We start from the raw sequence: 16,448 nt of genomic DNA on the forward strand, positions 1-16,448 counted from the left end.
AACATAACAGCAAAAAGTGATATTTTCATACGGCCCAGAGCAACCTTATCTGTTTTTTGTCATTTGTCCAATGAGTTCCAAACAAAATGGGAAAGTTTGTTCAGATGTTGCTTCTGTTTTCTCTGTCTTGCGTTTATGTTATATTATCTTATCTTATATACAAAAACAGAGAACTTTCTTACATGCCGACTAAAAAAAATTGGGGAACTCCGAATGAATAATATGTCAATGTAGTGGCTGACCACATTGATTCCGGAACTGCACAAATTGATTGGCAGGGTGGAGCGAAGCGGAACCCAACACACAAGGTGGGTTCCGCTTCGCTCCACCCACCCTACATTTTTATCGGGTGTATTATTTGTTTCGAGTTCCCTAAGTTCGCAGTTCCGCGTTCAGGCGGTGTCACACCGCCTGAACGCGGAACTGCGAACTGGAGATGAATAGGATATTCACTGAAAACAAACAATGAAGAGGAGCTATTTATGGATTTTTTGGTAATAGGCGGGGACGCGGCAGGTATGAGCGCAGCGAGCAGGGCAAAACGGAACAAACCGGATTTGAATGTTACAGTTCTGGAAAGGTCAACGGATGTCTCTTACAGTGCCTGCGGGATGCCGTACAATATCGCGGACCCGGCCAGGGAAATTGATGATCTTGTGGTAAGACATGCGAAGGTTTTCAGGGAAAACCAGAACATCAATGTGCTGACAGGACATTGCGCGGAAACGATTGACCCTGCTGACAGAACCGTAAGCGGTGTGTCTTCGGAGGGAAAGGCATTTAAGCTTCCATATGACAAATTATTAATTGCCACAGGAGCCTCCCCGATTATACCGGATATTCCGGGAACGGACCTGCCCGGAGTGATGGCACTTAAATTCCTTGAAGATGGCAGAAAAATAAAGGGGTTTTTAAATCATGTGAAAAAAGTTGTTATAATAGGTATGGGATATATTGCCCTTGAAATGTGCGAGGCCCTGCGCTCCAGAAATATAGACGTTGACATGGTCAAACCCCGGCCTGTTTTTTTACCGTGGATGGAACAAAATATGGCCCAGGTGGTCAGGGAAGAAATTCAATCTCACGGTGTCCGTCTTTATCCAGGACATTCCGTTGAAAGAATTGAGAAATCAGCCGGCGGTCTTAAAGTGGTTTGTCCTGAACTTACACTGGAAGGAGACATGGTTCTGCTTGCCATTGGTGTGACACCCAACAGCGCACTTGCCGCGGAGGCTGGTCTTAAAACAGGGGTAAAAAAGGCCATTGCCACAGATAACAGACTTTGCACATCAGATAAAAATATTTTTGCAGCAGGAGACTGCGCGGACGCTCTGCATCTGGTCACGGGTCAGAAAACATGGATTCCCCTGGCATTAAGAGCGAACAGAGCAGGCTGGGCCGTGGCAGACAATGTTTGCGGCAGAGATGTTCAGTTACAGGGAATAGTCGGAACAGCGGTTTTCAAAGTGTTTGATTTTGAAGTGGCCCGCGCAGGTCTGAACGCGGAAGAGGCCGCGGCAGCCGGTTTTGAACCTGCCGAGGTGATGATTCGGACAAGCTCCCGCGCCCATGCCCATCCGGGAGCCTCCAAAATCTGGGTGTATATGACAGGGGATAAAAAATCAGGCCGTCTTCTTGGTGTTCAGATGGTCGGCAGAGAAGGTGCCGCACATCGGATAAATGCCCCGGCAGTTGCGCTTCACTCTGAAATGACTGTTGAACAGTTTGCCCAGTCTGATTTGGCATATGCGCCGCCTTTTGGGCCGGTCTGGGACCCGTTGCTTACAGCCGCAAATCAGCTTCTTAAAAAAATGTGACGGGTTACAAAACTCTGAACCACGGATTTGCACGGATTGCTCTGATTATAACGGATTTAGGGTGAGCCGACCAAGCCCTGTAAGGGCGGCATATTTGTAGCCGCGGGTTTGCAGGCCCCCGGCCAAGCCCTGTAGGGGCGGCATATTTGCAGCCGAGGGTTTGCAGATCCCGGTCAAGCCCCGTGGTGGCGGCATATTAAACAAATAAGTTAAAGAGTTGATACCTTAGTGCTGAATCCCATAATAATGTCCGGGCGGAATGAACAATAATCTTATGTGATCCGACCTGCCGCCTTCGCCGCAAAGACATAAAGACACGAGGAAAACACAAAAAAACTTCGTGAGACTTTGTGCCTTTGTGCCCTGGCGGCAAATAAGTACCTAACCATAAGTTTTCGATATCTTCCCGGGGAAGAAACCCGGCTTTTTTTACCAGAACAGTCCGCCGCCCATGACGGAAAAAGCCGGGTTTCTCCGCCGTTCACAGAAAAAAAAGATGTATAAAAAACTTTTGATCGGGTACTTATAATTCACCTGATTTTGCGCGGTCGCGGGCTGAGTCATGCAGAACAAATTTGCAGTCTGTCCGGGCACAGCTTGAAAAATTGCGCCGCAATCCGGATATTATTTATGGAATTAATCACTTAGGCTATTCTTAGGTTATTCTAATGAGCAGCTTCGGCCCCGACTTTTTTTTGCCTTTTCTTATCATGCGGCCTGTAAATGAATACCGACATAAAAGCAGATATGATGAGCAGTACATACACCGTGAAAAAAGCATAGTCAAGGATTGTCAGATATTCTACGGATAAAGCTGATAACCATCTGAGATAACAGACCGTGTTTATTATCAGCACTGACATGAATATCAGTGCATAGTTACGAAGCCGCTCAGGTCGTATAAAGTAAGGCAGACATAAAATCAAAAGCATTGCAATAACAGGAAAAAATTTTGAAAAAATAAAAGCAGCCAAGTTTTTTCTCTTAATATGGATTTCAGCATTGAAGCGAGAATAACTGATAACATTTGACAAACCGAAAAATTTCGGATTTCCGAGGTTCGAATCTTTTGCCGTAATGTCCTGATAAAATGATATTTCGCTGATCTTCCATTCTCCGACAGAACTGCTGACAGACTCCGGCAGAGACAGAACATCCGGAACATAAATCAGCCTGTCTTTTGTCTGATCAGTATGACGAAAACGTATGGGCATCATGTGCTGGTCAAACGGATAGGTATGGAAATCAAAATCATATTTGAAATCTGCTTTTACACGATATACCCGTCTGGTAATATTCTTCGTTCGTTCTTCTTTCAACGGCTTCCCCAGTCTGACAGGACTTACTGAATTTTCAAATTCGATAGTTGTATCATCAAAATATCCTGAATACCGGAACCCGAGATCAAATTCCAGAGTACATTCCGAATGTTTTGTATCCAGATTACTCACTCTGAGATTATCTATGCCTGCATATACCAGACGAATATTATTCATAGATATCCCATTAAGCAGTATTGTTTCGCCATGCAGAATCTTTTTTAAAAGATTATCTGTACGTCCGATATCACTCTGCTGATATTGCAGAAACGCAGGTACCGGCTTATGACGTAACCATATTCCTACGGCGTAATGTTTCCTGACATCCCCGTTTTCATCGAAATAAATATGTCCGGTGATGCCTCTGACCGCGTTATCTTCGCTGTAAAAGCTTGCCAGCACATCCCTTATTCTTCTCCGGTCTTCCCGTATATATCCTTTGCCCTGAATTCCGGCTTTTTTCACGGCTTCAACAGCAACCTTTATTGCGTCATAATAGCAGGCGCTTATTTCCGAGGGTGCTTCGTTATATTTTTCTAAAAAGTCCTGTTTGAATATATAGGTTTCTTCTCCGCCAATAGCTGTCATAAAAGGAGATACGAACCGAATGCCCTCCGAACAATACCCGAGTTGGGACTCTTTGTCGGGATATTTTTCCATTTCAATAAGAAAACTTCTTGCAAATGCATAAGAACCAATGACAGAACAGCTTTTTCCCTCATTTTTCAATGCGGTAATAATTTTTACGCCTTCGGCGCTGTGTGTCGCCAGAAAAAGAACCGTCGGATCATCTGTTGCTTTTAGTTCATTGACAATTTTTTTCAACTGATCATCTGATTTGTCATCCCTGTTCCATTCCCATTTTTGTTCAATCTTCATTCCAAGTTCGCTGATTGTCTGTTTAAAATTCCGGAAAAGAGATATTCCGTAAGTATCGTTGCTGTAGACAATGCTTGCTGATTGCTTTTTCAGAGCCGCCTTAATATAATTGGCGACAAATTTCGCTTCCATTGCATTATTGGATACGGTTCTGAAATACCATTCATTTCCCAAAGTAACAGATTCCTCTGTAGCCGATGCGGTGAGGACAGGAATTCCATTTCTTTTATAAATTTTTCCTGCAACAGCGGAAGTGTTGCTGCGATAATGCCCGAGTACAAGCAATGCTTTGTTTTGATCTGCAATTTCAGAAGCGATTTTTTCAGAAATTTCAGGATCGCCTTTATCATCAAAAAAAAGTAATTCTATTTCCCTGCCATCAATACCGCCCTGGCTGTTTATTTTATCCTTATATAGTTCAGCCCCTTTTCGCATGGCCTGTCCCCCGGGAGCCTCCATAGGACCGGCTACGGCAATGTAAATTATATCTTTTTTAAGGGGAGAGGCCGGCAGTAGGAATAAGAGATAAATAACAATATTAATGAATATTATAAGTAATATTAACAGGGTGTTTCTCATATTTCTCCTAATTTTTCAACATTAAGATATGGTCTGACAGCAAACTCGATGTTATTTTCCTGAAACTGCCTTACGATCTCTGTATGGATTTCTGTCCGCATTGTGTGGCGGAGTGAAATATCCAAAATCAGATAACGGAGCGCAAGGTTAAACGAGTAATTATCAAAAGTACGCAATCGCATGTTTTTTAACTTGGTATTAGGATTTTTATCAATGATTTCAGTAAGCAATTTTACTGCCAGCTTTAGCTGAACCATCGTGTTCCGAGTGGACAGAGGGATTTCGATATTCACAAAGTAAGCCGGAGACTTTGTGAGATTAATAACTTCACTCTGGGAAAGCTGAGAATTAGGTACTGTGATCATAAATTTGGTGGCATTCTGTCTTAATCGCGTATATTGCAGACCGATCTCTTCCACCTCAGCCTTTTCTCCTTTAAACAGAATGACGTCTCCTATATTAAACGATTTGGAAATAAAAATACTGATGCCACCGATGATATCACCGAGGGTCTCCTTTGAAGCCATGGCAATGGCAAAACCGCCAATACCCAAACCAGCGAGAATGGCCCCCACATTAAAGCCCAGCGTGTTTAATCCGGAAATAATAGCAACCCCCCATATGATAAATATAAGGATTGTTTTCATCAGGGGAAGAAGCGCTGCAAGGGTTATATTTTTTTCGCTCTCTTTTTTTCCATCAGCGTTCTGATAACGCCGCAGACTTCGGGCAACCAAACCTTTGACGAGCCAGGAGAATAACATCGCCGTCAGAAAAATGCCCGCGAGTCTGACAAAGACCCAGACCGCCTGCTGTCGGCGTGTTTTATAACGGTCCGCCCGCAATACACCGACCTCACCTTTTAAAAAACGAAGCTTCTCAATTGCAGTCCGGGGGTTTTCTTCCGGGCCCAGCTTTGCCAGTTCCTTATGGGAACGTCCCTTGACAGCCTGGATTCGACGTTGAATCGCGGCGTTTTCAGCATTCAGAGCCGCCAGATTGTCCTGATATTTGCCGATATCCGTCCCGATACCGGTAGCGGAGAGTCTCTGTTCAAAGAGCCGAAACCATTTATTTGCAGCAACAATTTCAATATGCCGCTCGAAGAAAAAATCAGCCACCCGGAAAACCGTATCAGCTTTTTTCTCTTCTGTAATGGGCGGAGGGAGCGGAAGGCGTCGCCCGGTTTTGGTTTCAAAATTGCCGAGGATTTCCTCAGCTTTCTGAGGCATCAGCCGGGCCTGAATTTTTACCCATGCTTCTTCTTTTTCAACTTCCAACTGCTCCATCTGCTTCCGAAGAAATGGCAGTAATTTGGAAACAGCATCTTTTTCCTGGTCTGCAAGCTGAATCAGACGTTCTGTTTTATGTGTTTGTCTTTTCAGAATTTTCTGTTTGGCATCCAGTTCTGTCAATTCCTGATAATACGCTTCCAGGAGCATGGTCAGGTGTTTGGCCCGACCCGAAGGAACAAAGCTGAGAAGGTATTCTTTGGGAGTGTCTTCAGATTCCATGGTGCGAACAGCCATCTGCTGAAGCGATTGCAGCTCGGTTTGGGAAAGCGCCTCCCGTTTGCGTTCAAAGTCCTTATTTAATTTTTCCAATTCTCGGAGCATGTCAATCCGTTTTCCCACTGAACTCAGGGTTTCGGTCAACAAAGTCTGTCTTTCCTCAAGGGTCTTATCCGGCTGACTGACGGTTTCAATTCGCTGCCGAATCTCGGTCTGGTGAGTCATCAGCTCGGACATCCTGGTCTCAAGCCGGGTAATCCGGTCCCGTTTTAAGGCTTCGGTAATGGTGTCCGGGATATCACGGCTGCTCAGTTGTTTGCGGCCCAGGCGTTTTTTCAGCTCCACCGCATTTGCATGATATTGCAACGAGAGTTTGGTGGCTTCGGATAACACTTTTGAATATTTCTCAATTTCCTGATTCTGCGCATTTAAAGCATTCAGCAGTTCAACGCGATATTTTTGCTGTTGCCTGATAACCCGGACCCGGGCTGACAGCAAATCCTGATACTGCTGCGGTTGGGAGGCATCTGAGGGTTTGACAGCCGTCTCAGCTTCTTTTTGCGCCCTCAGCCCGTCTGACCTTTCCTGTTGGAAGGCATCTGAGGGTTTGACAGTCGTTTCAGGCTTCTGTAAAACTTTTTTCTTGATTTCATCGGGTATTTTCATGCCGGCAAGGTGCCAGAGTTTCCTGAGAATGTTCTGTTTTTCGTCAGCGGATTCCTTCTGAACAGAACGCACCACAGGGTCTTTCAGGGATTCAAGTTTCTCTATGATATCTCGGACACTTGTCCGGGCTTTTTCATAAGCTTCACGAACTTTTTCCAACGCGGTCATATTGGTCTGAATTTTTTCCGCACTTTCATGAAATTTCTGAAGGATATCCTGAGCAGTGAGATTTTTGAGTTCCGCATCCCATTGGCGGGCCTTCTGAGCCGAGTCATAAGTTTTTTTCAACTGAGCCAGGCGGTCTTTGGCTTCTTCCCGGGCCTTCTCAGATTTTTCAATATCCTGAGCTATCTGATCAACCTGACCTTTGGCCTTCTGAATAGCTGATAACGCATCTGACACCAGTTTTGAAGTCTCCTCACTAATAATGACGAGCGCCTCGGATCGGCTGCCCTCCGGTATTTCTTCTGGTCTGATTTTTCCATCATCTCCAAAATCTTTGAGAATTTTTGCAAGCACCTGCATTCGGGAAAGATGTTCGCTGAGAACTGTCGCGTCGCCCAGAAAAATTTCTCCGCGCTTTACCACTGATTGCAACGATGAGCGGAGTTCCTCCAGTTTTCCGATGCGGTCCGAGTGATAAGCAGCAATGTCATCAACCTGTTTGACAGCCTGTTCCATTTCCTCAGTACGGACAGCAGCTTCCTGGCGGAGTATCTCAGTTGTCTCAGGCGGTGAAATTGCTTCAATCTCCTCCTCTGCTCCAATCGCATTCTCCTGAGCCCTGATGAATCGGCTGTAAGACAGATTAAATGCCCCGCTGAACCATACCCGCTCTTCCTGTAATTCAGAAAGCCCGATGATGAGTCTTCTTGGTGACTGGCCTGAATATTCCTTTTCCAGGGTCTGACGGTTCAGTTCCCGGGCATATTTTTCTTCAGCAGAGGCATGACGCGCCTTGGCTTCGATCTGTTTTTTTTTTGCTTCCTCCAGATGTGAATTAATCGTTTTAAGGGAGTGTCCGATGAATACATTATCCATACTGACGCTCCTTGTTTTTTCAGAGGCAGAGGAATCTTTCCTGAGTTCTCCCTGAGCTGCTTCTGCTTTTCTTTTCAGTTTTCGTTGCCAGAGGATAAGTTCCTGCTTCTGCTTTTTCAGGTTCTGTTTGCTGAACGAATCCGGAACCTTGTCCGGCGATAAAGTTCCGTCTTCAACACGCAGTCTGATCTCAAACAAAAACAAATCCAGTCCGTTAATAACATTCATAAACGCGTCTGTGGCTGATTTCGCAGCTTCCAACTGGCTGATTCGTCTGTCTGCAAACGTTTTTTCCGCCTGAATCAGTTCAAGTTGATGATTGAACGCATCAAGCCGGACTTTGGCATGCTCCAAAGCCTTTTTGGCAGCTTCGAGAGTATCTGTATCGTCAACTGATGTCGGGGGAGTTTCTTCTGGTATGATGAGTGATGCTCTTTCCTGGCTGGCCTGCTGAAAAAGTTTTTCACTTTTCCTCAGACCGCGTAACTGGGCAAGAAAGGTGTCAGAAGCCTGATTAAAAATGCTCTGAGCCTGTCCGAGCAATTCCTCATTGCCCAGATTATGCAGTTCAGGCTTTTCTCCGGCTTTGTCTTTTTTTTTCGTTTCTGCCGCAGCCATTGACAAAGAACAGCAAAAAATAAGGACAATTGACAAAATTGATAATTGATAATTGATACGTTTCATTACTTACCTCATAACCTGTATCCGAGTCATGTCTGATATAGAACGGCCATGATCGGTCCGCTCACAACAAGACATGAAAGTCGCAACATTTTTCTTAACACCCGGCACTCAATGATCAGATTTTTTGACCCGGTTCGGACAAAAAGCTTGTCATTCCTGCGAAAGCAGGAATGACAGAAAAAAAATTTGATCATCGAGTGACATCTGACACTTTTTCATATATAAAGATACCCGATTAGTAACCAGGCTGTTAAGGTGAAAGAGATATGAATAATTCTCCCCGCGTGTCTGACGAGGAAACTGCTCTTTCCTGGAAAACTCCGTTTGTGCGCTATATGGGTTAATATGGATATAAAAGCTGACATTCCTGCCAGAAAATATCCTGAGAAAAGAGCGTGTTCAATTACTTTGTATGCCGGTGTCAGCTTCAGGTGCAAATAGTGAACCATGCCTGTTGCTGCCAGTGACGGTATGAATATCAGCGCACGAGTGGAAAGCTGATCATGCGGTATGAGATACACAACATACAAAAGGACTGTGATTACGATAATGAAGAAGAAGCTTTTTAAAAAGAGAAATATCCGCCCTTTTCTCTGTACGGAAATTTCAGCGTTTATCTGAGAATAGGAAAGCGTGCGCTGCTTATCCGGAACAGCAATATGTGCGGCATCCCGGAATAGCGACATATCCATGATATCCCATCCCGGAATCGGTTTGACGAGCCTTTTTCCAACATCTTCTTTTCGCGAGGATGTAAGTGACACCTCAGGTAATGCCGGAATATCAGGCACATAAATAAGCTTTGTTTCCGGCTGATCTTCGTGACGAAAACTTATCTGTATGGCCTGCTCATCAAAAGGGTATGCGTATGTATCAAAAAAGTTTTTGAAGTCAGCAATGACACGGTATGAACGGATGGTGATATTCCCCTCTGCGGTATCTTCCATAACCGGCTCCCCCAGTCTGACCGGGTTCACAGCATTTGTAAATGAGATACGGGTGTCGTCAAAATCCCCCTGGAAGCGGAACCAGAGATAAAAATCTGCGGTGCAGGTTCCTCTGTCTGTGTCGAGATTATAAATTCTGTTGATATCAATGCCCGCATAGACCAGCCGGATTTTGGTCAGAATTTGTTCATCAATGATGATGTCATCGTCTGATAATTTCTGATATGTTCTCTGTTGTTCGTCCCCCGCCTGAGTCGGATGAAAAGATACATCAGATGACGAGTTGTTGTTTCGCATATCCTGATATTGCCAAAATGCCGGAAAAAGCTTGTGCTTCTGCCAGATTCCCACAGCCAGAGAGCCAGAGGCATTACCGTGTTTATCAAAATAAATATTTCCGGTTACACCTTTTATTGCAATTTCGCTGCTGTCAAATCTGGTCAGAGCGTCTCTGATCTTTCTCCTGTCCTTTCTTATATCCTGCCCCTGAATTTCAGCGTTTTCAACAGCCCTGAGGGCAATGTTCATGGCATCATAATAGGAGGCCGCAATCCATGAAGGCTCGCTGTCATATTTCTCAATAAATTCCTGCCTGAAAGCAAGTCCTTCTTTATCGGCTATGTCAGAAAGAAAGGGTGATACCGTGTAAATTCCGTCTGAATAGTATCCGGGTGATTTCTGTTCCAGGGGATAATCATTGAACCTGCTGATAAACGAAGGCGTTGAAAACGAATTCGGTCCGATAAGCGGATAATCAGTGCCAGGATATCTTGATGAAGCAGAAAGTTCGGCACCCTCGGAAGCATGGACTGCACAGAAGAGCTTTCCGAGATTTTGAGAGGCTCTCAGCTGACCAATGATATTTTTCAATTCCTGGATCGAGGTTTCGCTTTTGCTATCAATTTTCCATTTGTTTTGAATACTGATTCCCAGTTCCCTGGCTTTTGTTTCAAAGTTCCGGACAAGAGAAGAGCCGTATGTGTCAGCCTCATGTATAATGCTTGCCGATGTCCTGTTCAGGGCTTTTTTCATATACTCTGCGATAAAGCCTGCAATAAAACGGTTATCCGGTATAATTCTGAAATACCAGTCATTTTTAAAAGTAACGGCTCCTTCCGTGGCCGAGGCTGTGATGGCGGGGATGCCGTTTTTTCTGTAAATTGCTCCTGCCGCAGCCGAATTGGTGCTGCCATAGTGTCCGAGTACAAGAAATACCTTATTTTCGTTCACAATCTCAGTGGCAATCTTTATGGCAGCACGTTTGTCTGTGTCATCAAAAACAAGCACTTCCACCTGTTTGTCTTTAAAGCCGGGGTGACTGCTTATTTTATCAAGATACAATCTGACTCCCCTGAGCATTTCCTCGCCGTTTTCCTTATTCTCACCGCTCATGGGGCCTGCCAGCGCAATATAAATAACCTCTTTTTTCAAAGGGGATGCCGGCATAAATAACAGAATAGCGACAACATTAACAAAAATGATGAGTGAGACTGTCAGAATCGCTTTTTTCATAAAATATTTCTTACAATCCTTTCAGAGCAGCGAGTAATACCAAATTTCAAATTTCAATGTCCAAATTTCAAATAAATTTCAATATCTGAATCTCAGTCACTGTGATTTGTGATTTATTTGTGATTTGTGGTTTATTTGTGATTTGTGATTTATCTGTTATCCGGCTTTTGTTTTCTGACAGAAAAAACACCTCGGCCGGACAGGGTTGCAAACCCCTTCCGGCACTTTCAGCCTGATGCGTATGGGTTTACGATCCCGTCCGAAATATTTACCGATCACCGGTGGCAGACCCCGTCCGGCAAACTCCCTCCGAGACTGTGAAGACATTATTTTGTGTAAAAGGTGGGATAATACATCCGTTTATTCTTCTCCGAAATACCAGTTACGAATATGCTGTCCGCCCGTGGCCATGTGATACCACCCCTTTACTCTGGGTTTTACCAGACAATGGTAGATCTCAAAATAAAGCGGAATCGCCACAGCTTCTTCTTCGCACAGAATCTGTTCTGCACGTTTGTAAAACATTTTTCTTTGTTCTCGGTCAAATTTTTCTCCGGCTTTGTCTATGAGGGTGGCAAACTCCTGATTTTTCCAGCCAACGTTGAAGAAAGGATTGGACGGATGAAAACGGTCCAGCCAGCCATTTGCATCAGGATACTCACTGCACATTTTTGCCCGGAACATATGCGGCGGATTTCCCTGAGTCACCAGGTTCGTATAGTTGTCATCATCCTCTCCCTGAAGTTTTATATTTATATTCAGATGATGTTTTAAAATCGCCTGAATTGCAGATGCAATTTTTTTATGAAATTCAGAATCATTATACAGAAGTGTAATATCGGGAAAGCCTTTCCCCCCGGGATATCCGGCCAGGGCCAGCCATTTCTGCGCCTGTGAAGGATCAAAACCGATTCCCACCCCCTCTTCAGGGGAAACAGCCCCGAAACCCGGAGGGCGTGCGCAGGTTGTCGCAGGTTCCCCGTTGCCTTCGTTCTCCGCGTCAATCAGAAGCTGACGATCAATTGCAGCGGAAATGGCTTTCCGAACAAGAGGATTGTCAACTGGCGGGCGTCTGGTATTAAATGCGTAAGTATAAGTACAGAAATGCGGAGACTCAGAATACTGATCTCTTAATACCGGATTTTTTTTGATGCGGTGAACCTCCGCGGGCGGAAGCCGCAAATAACTGCTCCCCATAATATCAAGTTCGTTATTCTCATACATTGCCAGCCCCAGAGAGCTTTGCGCTATCACATAATAACGAACCTCCGGAACAGAGACTTTTTCTGCGTCATAGTATTTTGGATTCTTTTTCAGGAACATGCCTCTGCTTTTTTCCCATAAAGCCAGCATGTAAGAACCATTTGTGCGGATATTTTCGGGTTCTGTCCATCCATGTCCGTATTTTTCAATAGCAGCTTTCGGCAAAGGGCGATAAACCTCTGAACTGACAAGAGCGGGAAAATAGGAAGCAGGATGTTCAAGCTTGAATACCACCGTAAAATCATCCGGAGAATATACCCCGAGTTCTGAAACGTCTTTGATTTCACCTTTGTTTATGGGCTTGGCATTTTTCAGGATATACAACATATGGGCATAAGACGATTTTGTGTCCGGGTGTATGTTACGCCGGACAGCCCATGCCACATCATGTGCTGTGACAGGGTCGCCGTTTGTCCAGGTGGCATCATAGCGCATATCAAAAATATAAGTATTGCCGCTTGCACTGACTCTCCATTTTTTAGCCAGTTCAGGAACCGCTTCATATGTTTCCGGATCAAAATCGGTCAGTCCCAGGAACAACTGTTCGGTAATCTCAGCAGAAACACTGTCTCCGCCAAGCCCAGGATCAATTGTCCGAACAGGTCTTTTCAGCGGAAGACGCAGCGTGTATTCTTCCATATAGTTGAACAGGTCTGACTCATACATCTGCTCCTGATCAGTAAATACAAATTCCCCGTCTTTCATCACCTTGAAGAAAATTTTCTTGCCCGTGATATCTCCCTCCGGTGTAAAATCATATGAGCCGGTAACTCCTTTCCAGTTCTCAAGGAACCTGAGGGTCGTGCTTATAACAATCGGTACGGCCGAACCGCCTTTTTCAATGGCAGAAGCCAGCACCGACATGGCATCATAGCCCTGGGCTGCCCATGTATCAGGAACAAATCCGTATCTGGATTCAAATCGTTTGACAAAATCCCGGGTCAGTTTGTCCGGAGCCAGAGCATTGAAGACCGTGGGAACAGCAATATTTTCGGCTGCCTTGCCTGCAATGACCCATAGGTCAGAAGTGTCCAGACCGTCTCCTCCCATAATCGGAACATTTGCCCCCATTTCGCGCAGTTGGCTGACAAGTACCGCAGCCGTGGGGGTGTCTCCGGCAATGAGTACTGAATCAAATTCATACTCCTTTTTCAGCAATGCAATGACACTTCTGAAATCGTTTTCCTCGGTAAAATAGGACCGGGTGGCAACAATTTCAATTCCCAGTTCCATGGCCCTTGCCTTGAAAATTTCTGCAAGACTCTTATGAACAGCCTTTCTTTCATAAAAAGTGATTACTTTTTTAAACTCGCTGCGGTGGGCGTATTCAGCCACCTGATATCCGAATTCTTTCTGAGTCGGGATGTTTCTGAACGTAAAATTTCCTCTGTACCGCGTCAGATCCGGATCTGTTGCCCCGTAGGAAAGATAGCATATTCCCGCCTCCTCATAGATAACAGATGCCGGAATTGCAACATTCGAACTCCTATGTCCCACGACAGCGACGACATCTTCGTTCTTTGCCAGTTCTGCCGCGATTCTCTCTCCCTTGTCAGCATCCTCCATGTCATCATACACGACGGGCTTTATCTTTCTTCCTGAAAGCCCTCCTCTCTGATTGATCTCTTCCACTGCCATAGTGACGCCTTCAAGAAAAAAATTGGAGTATGTCGAGGTTCTGACGACACCGATAAGAATATCTCCCCGGGCCCGGGCTGCCTTGTCAGATCTTTTTTCTGATGGCGTGCCTGTGTCGCAGGAAAAAACAACGAGAAGGGCAAAGAGAAAAAAGCAGCGAAGAACAATAGCTGACAACTGAGAAAGATTACAGTCCTCTTTGGATTTTATCGGATTTCTCCTTTTCAGCATTTGCTTCCTTTGTTCCGCCTGAGTCTTCAGATATCTGATTTGCAGATGATACATCAGAGGTTTCGGGTTCGGAAGTTTCTTCTTTACCGGAACTGTCTGTATCTCCGGATGGTTGCGGCTGCACGAAATCCGTAAAGCTCCCTATGGGAATCCCCCCGATAATTGGCAATCCGCCTTGTTTTCCGCCGCCGATAACCACGGTCTTTGCATTTTCAGACTCAGCAAGCTTTAATGTGGCATCAATCCCCATCCAGTGCAATACCTGCGGGGAAAGCGACTTGTTAAATATTTTCAGCCCTTCGGCCTCAATGCGCTTTCTTTCTTTTTCCTGTTCTTCCCTTTCAAGCCTGAATTTGTATGAATCAGCAATATGTTTCTGCTGGATTTTTTCCCGTATTGACTGCTCAACACTGGCAGGAAGCTGCATTTTTTTGATGATCACATCATCCACATTCACATAGCGTTGTGCAATCTGTTCCACGGCCTCACTGATAGATTTTTCAATAATTGCCTGTTCAGTTCTGTAAACTTCCTCAGCGTCAAGCTTGCCGATGAGTACACGTAAGACATTCTCAATTTCCGGAATGACAACGACATTCACATAGTCGGGTCCCACTTTTTTGTGGAGCAGCCCCAGCAGTTTATATTGAGGCTGATAACGAATTGAGATGAAAAGGTGAACTTTGAGACCATTTTTCGTTAACACATCAAACTCATGAAAAACTTCCTGTACCCTGACATTATAGTCATACATCTTATCCCAGGGATAAATAAAATGGACACCTTCGGCATATACATGATCTACCTGTGTTCCGCCGAAGAAAAGGCTCCAGAACACTCCTCCGTGACCTGCCGGGATAATAATGACAATATTCTGGAGAAAGTAAGCCGCCACAAACAAAGCAATAAGAAAGGGTACTGCCAACGAAACAGAAACTTTTCTTAATTTGGCTTTCAGTTTTTTATAAAATTCTCTCATTCTGTCCCATTCCGCCAGTTGGTCATTGAAGGAACAAACAGCAGTGCAAACGGGTTGTTCCTACCTGATGTTATGGCACTGCTGATGCAATCTTGCTGTTCCGGCAGAGGCATATGTCCCGTCTATGAAGACTGATCAAGGTTTCTACGCTGGATTTGCGAAACTGTAGTTGGGAAATTTTGACATCATTGCTGGTTCAAATGTATAATTTTTTTAAGTAATTCGGGCGAATGCCTGTAATTTCCGGACAGATATGTCCGTTTACTTTCAAAGAGTTACAGCAACGCTCATGCTGTCTCCTCTTTTTTTGTTTTTTCCGATACCAGAACCACCATCAGGCCGATCAGCGGCGAGAAAATTATCGAACAAAAAAGATATCCCCAGAACCCCATTTTTTTGTTCACCCCTGCCAAGGCAATCACCAGACATGATGCAAAATAAATGGCCTGAATAGCCACAGGAGAGGAAAGTATCACGGTCAGAGGCAGATAATTCATTGGTAAAAATTCCTCATAAAATGATGTTAAGTGTCAGATGTTAAATGCCAAAGGGTAACGGTCAGGAGTAAAAAAGCAAATATCTTTTATTCTTAACACCTGACACTTTCTTACTATTTTGCAGCAGCGGCAACCTTTTCCCCTTCTTTGAACATTTTCGTATAATACACTTTCACCTTATCAGGATCAAAGGTCAGAAAAGTTCCGCCCGAGGCGAAATGCTGGACAAACACTTTACCGACAGCGTAAGTGGAGGCACCCGCGATAATCGGCATGGTCACAACGCCGGCGGTCGTCCCTATGGCGGGAACGGATTTGGATATGCTTACAGCCAGCGGGCCGGATATCACCATAGGCACGGCACCTCCGACCAGGGAAGACAGGATACTTTTCACCACACCCTTGGAAAACGGGACATTGTATATCTGAGCAAGCTTTCTGAGCAGATTGAGCTGAACGACTGTCAGTCCTGCAAAATCCACCAAAGGCAAGGGAATGAGACCGACTGCCATTGAGCCATATACATGGTGTCTGATAAGCTTGTTCAGCTTCTCATTGGACACCTCCTTTACCATTGTCTCTTCCGCCTGTTTTTCCATTTTTTCGTCTTTCATTGTTTCCTCCATTTTGGTTGACTGGATTTCCGTTTTTTCAGTTTCCTTTGTTTCTTTTGTCAGATTTTCCGCCTTTGTCTCTGTCTTTTTTGACTGATCTTCCGTTTTTCCCTTGTCGGCTTTCATTTCTACCTCCTTATCAGAAATCAGGGTATTTAATTATATAAATATTCCTTTATTATAGGGGCATATTCTCTCAGATCATCTCCCAATTTCCCTTTGCATACTAAATATATTTCTTTTAAAGTATGGTAATGAATAAGTCAAGTAA

Annotated in this window: 8 protein-coding genes; 1 reads left to right on the top strand and 7 read right to left on the bottom strand. The window is 44.6% G+C overall.

Annotated elements, in window-relative coordinates:
* The first annotated feature begins 482 nt into the window (after nucleotides 1–482).
* Nucleotides 483–1,817 (top strand): FAD-dependent oxidoreductase, encoded by a 1,335-nt coding sequence (locus tag dnm_RS11750; protein WP_207682835.1) that lies wholly within the window; start codon nucleotides 483–485, stop codon nucleotides 1,815–1,817.
* Between the two features lie 665 nt (nucleotides 1,818–2,482).
* On the opposite strand, the gene dnm_RS11755 is transcribed toward dnm_RS11750, so the two are convergent.
* The 7 genes from dnm_RS11755 to dnm_RS11785 form a co-directional block, all read right to left on the bottom strand.
* A complete protein-coding gene (locus dnm_RS11755; protein WP_207682836.1) occupies nucleotides 2,483–4,594 on the bottom strand; it encodes an ABC transporter substrate-binding protein in 2,112 nt (703 codons plus the stop codon).
* On the bottom strand, nucleotides 4,591–8,496 hold the full coding sequence (locus tag dnm_RS11760; protein WP_207682837.1) for a mechanosensitive ion channel domain-containing protein: 3,906 nt from the start codon (nucleotides 8,494–8,496) through the stop codon (nucleotides 4,591–4,593). Before dnm_RS11760 ends, dnm_RS11755 begins: the two co-directional genes overlap by 4 nt.
* A 215-nt stretch (nucleotides 8,497–8,711) precedes the next feature.
* On the bottom strand, nucleotides 8,712–10,955 hold the full coding sequence (locus dnm_RS11765; RefSeq protein ID WP_207682838.1) for an ABC transporter substrate-binding protein: 2,244 nt from the start codon (nucleotides 10,953–10,955) through the stop codon (nucleotides 8,712–8,714).
* A gap of 360 nt (nucleotides 10,956–11,315) precedes the next feature.
* On the bottom strand, nucleotides 11,316–14,087 hold the full coding sequence (locus dnm_RS11770) for an ABC transporter substrate-binding protein (protein WP_207682839.1): 2,772 nt from the start codon (nucleotides 14,085–14,087) through the stop codon (nucleotides 11,316–11,318).
* Nucleotides 14,044–15,066 (bottom strand): prohibitin family protein, encoded by a 1,023-nt coding sequence (locus tag dnm_RS11775; protein ID WP_207682840.1) that lies wholly within the window; start codon nucleotides 15,064–15,066, stop codon nucleotides 14,044–14,046. Before dnm_RS11775 ends, dnm_RS11770 begins: the two co-directional genes overlap by 44 nt.
* A 287-nt stretch (nucleotides 15,067–15,353) precedes the next feature.
* Entirely contained in the window at nucleotides 15,354–15,563 is a 210-nt protein-coding gene (locus dnm_RS11780) for a hypothetical protein (RefSeq protein WP_207682841.1), read from the bottom strand.
* Between the two features lie 113 nt (nucleotides 15,564–15,676).
* On the bottom strand, nucleotides 15,677–16,303 hold the full coding sequence (locus dnm_RS11785; RefSeq protein ID WP_207682842.1) for a YcjF family protein: 627 nt from the start codon (nucleotides 16,301–16,303) through the stop codon (nucleotides 15,677–15,679).
* Nucleotides 16,304–16,448 lie beyond the last annotated feature (145 nt).

The sequence above is a fragment of the Desulfonema magnum genome (assembly GCF_017377395.1).
Taxonomy (GTDB): domain Bacteria; phylum Desulfobacterota; class Desulfobacteria; order Desulfobacterales; family 4be13; genus Desulfonema_C; species Desulfonema_C magnum.

Coding starts and splice junctions, on each gene's coding strand:
- dnm_RS11750 (WP_207682835.1), top strand. CDS start 483: ATGGATTTTTTGGTAATAGGCGGGGACGCGGCAGGTATGAGCGCAGCG.
- dnm_RS11755 (WP_207682836.1), bottom strand. CDS start 4,594: ATGAGAAACACCCTGTTAATATTACTTATAATATTCATTAATATTGTT.
- dnm_RS11760 (WP_207682837.1), bottom strand. CDS start 8,496: ATGAAACGTATCAATTATCAATTATCAATTTTGTCAATTGTCCTTATT.
- dnm_RS11765 (WP_207682838.1), bottom strand. CDS start 10,955: ATGAAAAAAGCGATTCTGACAGTCTCACTCATCATTTTTGTTAATGTT.
- dnm_RS11770 (WP_207682839.1), bottom strand. CDS start 14,087: ATGCTGAAAAGGAGAAATCCGATAAAATCCAAAGAGGACTGTAATCTT.
- dnm_RS11775 (WP_207682840.1), bottom strand. CDS start 15,066: ATGAGAGAATTTTATAAAAAACTGAAAGCCAAATTAAGAAAAGTTTCT.
- dnm_RS11780 (WP_207682841.1), bottom strand. CDS start 15,563: ATGAATTATCTGCCTCTGACCGTGATACTTTCCTCTCCTGTGGCTATT.
- dnm_RS11785 (WP_207682842.1), bottom strand. CDS start 16,303: ATGAAAGCCGACAAGGGAAAAACGGAAGATCAGTCAAAAAAGACAGAG.